Raw genomic sequence first — 5841 nt, 5'->3', positions numbered from 1 at the left:
CTCCAGGACGACGTCGCGCAGGCTCCCCGTCTTCTCCCACACCTCCCACTGGACGCGGGCGCCGTTGCCCTCCTCGAAGAGGCGGTCGACGGTGCGGTGGGCGAGGTCGCGGTCGCCGGTGTCGCCCAGCGCGTCGTCCAGGTGCTCGAGCAGCGCGTCGACCACCTCGCGGGCGGGCGCGGGGCGGAAGGTGAGCGGGTGCAGGAGGTCGCCGTCCAGGCCCGAGCGGGAGGCCTGCCAGGCGGCCAGCTTCATCAGGCTCACGCTGGCCGGCGAGGTGGGTTCGGCCCCGGAGCGCCACTGGGTGGCGGCGGTCTCCACCAGGCCGCGGGCCAGCGCCGCGATCAGCACGGGTGTGTCCGCGTCCATGCAGACGTCGGAGACGCGGATCTCGACGGTGGGGTAGGCGTCGGAGAGCCGGGCGTCGTAGTAGGCCATGTGCCGGTCCAGGATGGCCCCGGTCTCGACCATCGCGTCGGTGCGCCGGTGGTACTCCTCGGGGGTGCCGAACGGCTCGGTCGGGCCGGCTGAGGGCCAGCGCTCCCACACCTGGCGGCGGTAGCTGCGGTAGCCGGTCTCCTTGCCCTGCCAGAACGGCGAGTTGGCGCTCAGCGCGGTGAGCACGGGAAGCCAGTTGCGTATGCGGTCCAGGACCGCGACGCCCTCCTCGTCGGACTCCACCGAGACGTGTACGTGGCAGCCGCACACCATCTGCTCCTGGGTGGGCAGCCCGTACCGCTCGACCATCCACCGGTAGCGCTCGCTGGTGCTGACCTTGGGGCTCACCGGCAGCGGGGAGGTCGCCAGCGCGGTGACGGCCGCGCCCGTCCCGGCGGCGTGCCGGGCGGCATCGGCCCGCCAGCGGACGATCTCCTTCTGCAGCTCCGCCAGTGAGGACTGCGGATGCGTGGCGAACTCGAGCATCTGGCCGTGGAGCTCCTTCTCGAACACGTCGGAGTCCGCGGGGTCGCGCTCGGCACGGGCGAGCACGGCTGCGGACAGGGCGCGCGGGTCGCCCGTCTCCGGATCGACCAGGAGCAGTTCTTCTTCGACGCCGACGGTGCGCACGGGGGCCTTTCTCTCGAGGGGGTTTCCCTCGTGTTCCCGGGGGTTCCCGCGATCAGTCCTCACCGGTTCGCGACCGGTTCGCTCCCGGGGCCGCCCGGTGCGCGCCGTCCACGCGCGGGGCCCGGCGTTTGGCCCTCGGGAGCAGGGCGACCCGTACACGGTGGCCCGATCCGGTCACCGGACGTGAAGGAGGAGGACCGTGGACCATTCACGCGTGCCCGTGCTGGAGGCGCTGGAGGATTTCCGCCGACGAGGGGACGTGGTGTTCGGTCCCCCCGGGCACCGGCAGGGGCGCGGGGTGGACCCACGGGTCAAGGAGATCCTCGGTGAGGGGCTCTTCGCCGCGGACGTCCTCAACATGAACGGGCTCGACGACCGGCGCCTGTCGCAGGGCGTGCTCGGCGATGCGCAGGAGCTGATGGCCGACGCGGTCGGCGCGGACCAGGCGTTCTTCTCCACCTGCGGCAGCTCCCTGTCGGTGAAGACGGGCATGCTGGCGGTGGCCGGGCCCGGCGAGAAGCTGCTGATCTCGCGGAACTCGCACAAGTCGGTGATCGCCGCCGTGATCATCAACGGAGTGGTCCCGGTCTGGGTGCACCCGAAGTTCGACGCGGAGCGGCACCTGGCCCACCCGCCGGAGCCGGACGACGTGCGGCGCACCCTCCAGGAGCACCCGGACGCCAAGGGCATGCTGCTGATCACGCCCACCAGCTGGGGTTCCTGCGCGGACATCCGCGGCGTGGCGCGGGTCTGCCACGAGTACGGCGTCCCGCTGATCGTCGACGAGGCCTGGGGCGCCCACCTGCCCTTCCACCCGGAGCTTCCGGCCTGGGGCATGGACGCCGAGGCCGACATGGTGATCACCAGCGTGCACAAGATGGGCGGCGCGATCGAGCAGAGCTCGGTGTTCCACCTGAAGGGCGACCGCATCTCCGCCGAGGTGCTCGCCCAGCGCGAGGACCTGCTGGGGACCACCAGCTCCTCGTCCCTGGTGTACGCGACGCTGGACGGCTGGCGGCGGCAGATGGTGGAGCAGGGCGAGGAACTGCTGGGCACGGCGCTGGCCCGGGCGCGGCGGATCCGCGAGGCGGTGACCGCGACCGACGGGCTGTCGGTGATGGGCGAGGAGATCGTCCGCGAGGGGCTGGCCTTCGAACACGACCCGCTGAAGATGAGCATCGACGTCCGGGAGCTCGGCATCACCGGCATGCAGGCGGCCGAGTGGCTGCGCACCACCTGCCACGTGGACATCGGGTCGGCGGACACGGTGCGGATCTGCCCGCAGATCACGCACGGCGACGATGACCGTGCCGAGGCGCTGCTGGTGGATTCGCTGCGGCGGCTCGTCAAGGAGGCGGGCACGCTCCAGCGGCCGCCGCGGGTGAGTCTGCCGTCGCCGGGCGACCTGGAGCTGGAGCAGGCGATGCGGCCGCGCGACGCCTTCTTCGGCAGCGTCGAGCACGTGTCCGCCGCCCGGGCCGTCGGGCGGGTGGCCGCCGAGACGATCACGCCGTACCCGCCCGGCGTGCCGGCCGTGGCCCCCGGCGAGGTGATCACGCAGGAGGTCGTGGACTACCTCACCAGCGGTGTGAAGGCGGGCATGCTGCTGCCGGACGCCGCGGACGAGAAGCTGGAGACCTTCCGCGTGGTCGCCTGACCGAGGCGTACACGGGCCCGGGGCGGGCGTGGGGCACGGGGTGCGTCTCCGTCCGAGGCGCCCGCCCCGCCGCACCTCAGACGTCGGTGCGGACGATCACCTCGAGGGTGCGGGGCCCGTGCACGCCCTCGACCCGCTCGAGCTCGATGTCCGAGGTGGCCGACGGCCCGCTGATCAGGGTCGTCGGCCGCTCGGGCACCAGGCGGGCGACCGCCTCCGGCACGCCGGCCACCACCGAGGACAGGTCGACCACGCACACGTGGAGGTCGGGGACGAGGGACAGCGCGCGCCGCCCCTGGTCCGGGGACCCGTCGAGGAAGATCGTGCCGGTCTCCGCGCAGGTGACGGCGGAGGCCGTGACCACACCGTCGAGGTCGTCGAGCAGGGGCGCCGGGAGGTCGGTGGAGTCCTGCCGGACCTCGCCGTCGAAGGCGGCGAGCCAGGCGGGGTCGAGTCCGCCGGGGACGCCGACGCGGCGCGCTCCGCGCTCCCGCAGGACCTCGGCGACCGTCTCGGCGGTGCGGTCCGCGGTGCAGGTGCGCACCCCCGCCTTGTAGTCGACCAGGCGGTCGGTGAGGAGCTCCAGCCGCTCCTGGTCGGGGAGGGTGCGGCCGGTGCGGTAGTCGCGCTCGACGGTCACCTCGCCCGGCTCGGCCAGGGCGAGCGCGTCGCGGATCCGGCCGAGCACCGTCTCGCGTGCGGTCGGGGTCACCGTGTCTCCTCGTTGCCGTCCCGGTTGCCGTTCCGGTCGCGGCGGCCCTCCTCCGCGGCCTCGCGCAGAGTGGCGGCGCCCTCCTCGGAGGCCAGCCAGGACCGGAAGGTCTGCCGCGGCGGGGCCGGGAGGTCGCGGCTGTCGGTCCAGCCGTCGAACGGCGGCGGCAGGTGGGAGACGACCCCGTCCCGGCCGGCGATCAGCCGCCCCGGGCCGCCCGCGGCCTTCTGGGCAGCGGTGTACAGCGCGGGCCGCCTCATCACGGCGGCGGCCGCCTTCATCGCCAGCTTCTCGGCGGTGGTCCCGGCCTGCTCGGTGTGCTGGTGGCGCAGCTCGACCAGCAGCGACGGAATGTCGATCTTCACCGGGCAGGCGTCGAAGCAGGCGCCGCACAGGGTGGAGGCGTACGGCAGCGAGCTGTTGGGGTCGTTCTTCGCGACGTCCATGCCGGCCAGCTGCGGGGTCAGGACGGCGCCGATGGGGCCCGGGTAGGTGGAGCCGTAGGAGTGACCGCCGGTCCGCTCGTACACCGGGCAGACGTTGAGGCAGGCGGAGCAGCGGATGCAGTTGAGGGCCTCGCGGCCGATCCGGTCGGCCAGCGCCGCGGTCCGCCCGTTGTCCAGCAGGACCAGGTGGAACTCCTCGGGGCCGTCGCCGGGGGTGACGCCGGTCCACAGCGAGGTGTACGGGTTCATCCGCTCGCCCGTGGAGGACCGGGGCAGCAGCTGGAGGAAGACCTCCAGGTCCTGGTAGCGGGGCAGCACCTTCTCGATGCCCATCACGGTGATCAGCGTCCGCGGCAGCGTCAGGCACATGCGCCCGTTGCCCTCGGACTCGACGACCGAGAGGGTGCCGGTCTCGGCGATGCCGAAGTTGGCTCCGGAGACGGCGACGGGCACCGTCATGAACTTCTCGCGCAGGTAGGCGCGGGCCGCGGCGGCGAGGTGCGCGGGCACCGCGTCCAGCCCGGGGTCGACGCCCGGGATGCCGGCGCGGAAGATGTCCCGGATCTCCTCGCGGTTGCGGTGGATGGCGGGGACCAGGATGTGCGACGGCTTGTCACCGGCGAGCTGCACGATCAGCTCGGCCAGGTCGGTCTCGTGGGCGGTGATGCCCCGGCTCTCCAGGTGCTCGTTGAGCCCGATCTCCTGGGTGGCCATCGACTTGACCTTGATGACCTCGTCGCTGCCGGTCGCCTCGACCAGGCGGGTGACGATCTCGTTGGCCTCGACGCCGTCGCGGGCCCAGTGGACGGTGCCGCCGCGCTCGGTGACCTTGCGTTCCAGCTGTTCCAGCAGCTCGGGCAGCCGGTTCATGGTGTCGGTCTTGATCGCCGCGCCGGCATCCCTCAGCTGCTCCCAGTCGGGGAGTTCGCCGGTGACCGCGAGCCGCTTGCCGCGGATGGTGCGGGTGGCCCTGGTGAGGTTGCGGCGCAGCTGGTCGTTGCCCAGCTCGTCGTGGGCGGCCTCGGGGAACGTGCGGTCGCCGCGCAGGTTGCCGGTGCCGTAGGGCGAGCGGGGCGGGACGGCGGGCAGGCCGAGGAAGGCGGAGCCGCCGGCCGGGCTGCTGTTCATCGGGCGGCCTCCGGCTGCGGGAGCTGGTGGGGCACGGTGCGGGTGGAGGCGAGGATCTGCGCCAGGTGCAGGGTGCGGGTGCCCGCCTCGATGCGGGACAGCCCGCCGCCGATGTGCATCAGGCAGGAGGAGTCCCCGGCGGTGCAGACGTCGGCGCCGGTGGAGCGGACGTGGTCCAGCTTGTCCCGCAGCATGGCGGCGGAGGTCCCGGCGTTCTTCAGGGCGAAGGTGCCGCCGAAGCCGCAGCAGGCGTCCGCCTGGGGCAGCTCGACCAGGTCGATCGCCTCGACGGCCCGCAGCAGCCGCAGCGGCTTGTCGCCGACGCGCAGCATCCGCAGGGAGTGGCAGGTCGGGTGGTAGGTGACGCGGTGCGGGAAGTACGCGCCGACGTCGGTGATACCCAGGACGTCCACCAGAAGCTCCGAGAGCTCGTACGTCTTCGCCTTCACGGCGGCGACCTGGGCGCGCAGGGCCGCGTCACCGTAGCGTTCGGCCACGATCTCGTGCTGGTGGCGGACCGAGCCGGCGCAGGAGCCGGAGGGCATGACGACCGCGTCCAGGGAGGCGTCGCCGAACTGCTCGGCGAAGTTCCGCACCAGCGGGACCGGCTCGCGCTGGTACCCGGTGTTGACGTGCATCTGGCCGCAGCAGGTCTGACCCGGCGGGAAGGCCACCTCGTGGCCCAGCCGGGCGAGCAGCACGGCGGTCGACCTCACCGCGTCCGGGAAGAACGTGTCTCCCAGACAGGTGGCGAAGAGCCCGATCCGCATGGAACCTCCCGTCGGACGGTCGAACGGTTTCTGCCCCGGCGGCCCCGCGGCCCCGTGCCC

The 5841-nt window shown here is 73.1% G+C and carries 5 protein-coding genes; 1 reads left to right on the top strand and 4 read right to left on the bottom strand.

Annotated elements, in window-relative coordinates; translation table 11 throughout:
• A partial coding sequence (locus tag ACOV8S_RS03370) for a glutamate--cysteine ligase (RefSeq protein WP_448316020.1) occupies nt 1–1068 on the bottom strand: 1068 nt, incomplete at its 3' end.
• Nucleotides 1069–1267: 199 nt separating this feature from the next.
• Here ACOV8S_RS03370 and ACOV8S_RS03365 point away from each other — a divergent pair.
• The gene (locus tag ACOV8S_RS03365; protein WP_448316019.1) at nt 1268–2725 is read left to right on the top strand and encodes an aminotransferase class I/II-fold pyridoxal phosphate-dependent enzyme; all 1458 of its coding nucleotides are present in this window, start codon (nt 1268–1270) and stop codon (nt 2723–2725) included.
• A gap of 76 nt (nt 2726–2801) precedes the next feature.
• On the opposite strand, the gene ACOV8S_RS03360 is transcribed toward ACOV8S_RS03365, so the two are convergent.
• Genes ACOV8S_RS03360 through ACOV8S_RS03350 form a run of 3 tightly spaced genes read right to left on the bottom strand, consistent with a single transcriptional unit; the run spans nt 2802 to nt 5781 of the window.
• On the bottom strand, nt 2802–3437 hold the full coding sequence (locus tag ACOV8S_RS03360; protein WP_448316018.1) for a LutC/YkgG family protein: 636 nt from the start codon (nt 3435–3437) through the stop codon (nt 2802–2804).
• Nucleotides 3434–5011 (bottom strand): lactate utilization protein B, encoded by a 1578-nt coding sequence (locus ACOV8S_RS03355; RefSeq protein ID WP_448316017.1) that lies wholly within the window; start codon nt 5009–5011, stop codon nt 3434–3436. The genes ACOV8S_RS03360 and ACOV8S_RS03355 overlap by 4 nt, the downstream gene beginning before the upstream one ends.
• Nucleotides 5008–5781 carry a (Fe-S)-binding protein gene (locus ACOV8S_RS03350; protein WP_448317334.1) on the bottom strand — a complete coding sequence of 258 codons (774 nt, stop codon included), beginning with the start codon at nt 5779–5781 and terminating at the stop codon, nt 5008–5010. Before ACOV8S_RS03350 ends, ACOV8S_RS03355 begins: the two co-directional genes overlap by 4 nt.
• Nucleotides 5782–5841 lie beyond the last annotated feature (60 nt).

This window comes from Streptomyces sp. CO7 (assembly GCF_053474865.1).
Note: the sequence above shows the minus strand (reverse complement) of the source record. Positions and strands in the feature narration are given on the sequence as shown.

Excerpts from the sequence above, each read along its gene's own strand:
- ACOV8S_RS03350 (WP_448317334.1), bottom strand. The coding sequence starts at position 5,781 with ATGCGGATCGGGCTCTTCGCCACCTGTCTGGGAGACACGTTCTTCCCG.
- ACOV8S_RS03355 (WP_448316017.1), bottom strand. The coding sequence starts at position 5,011 with ATGAACAGCAGCCCGGCCGGCGGCTCCGCCTTCCTCGGCCTGCCCGCC.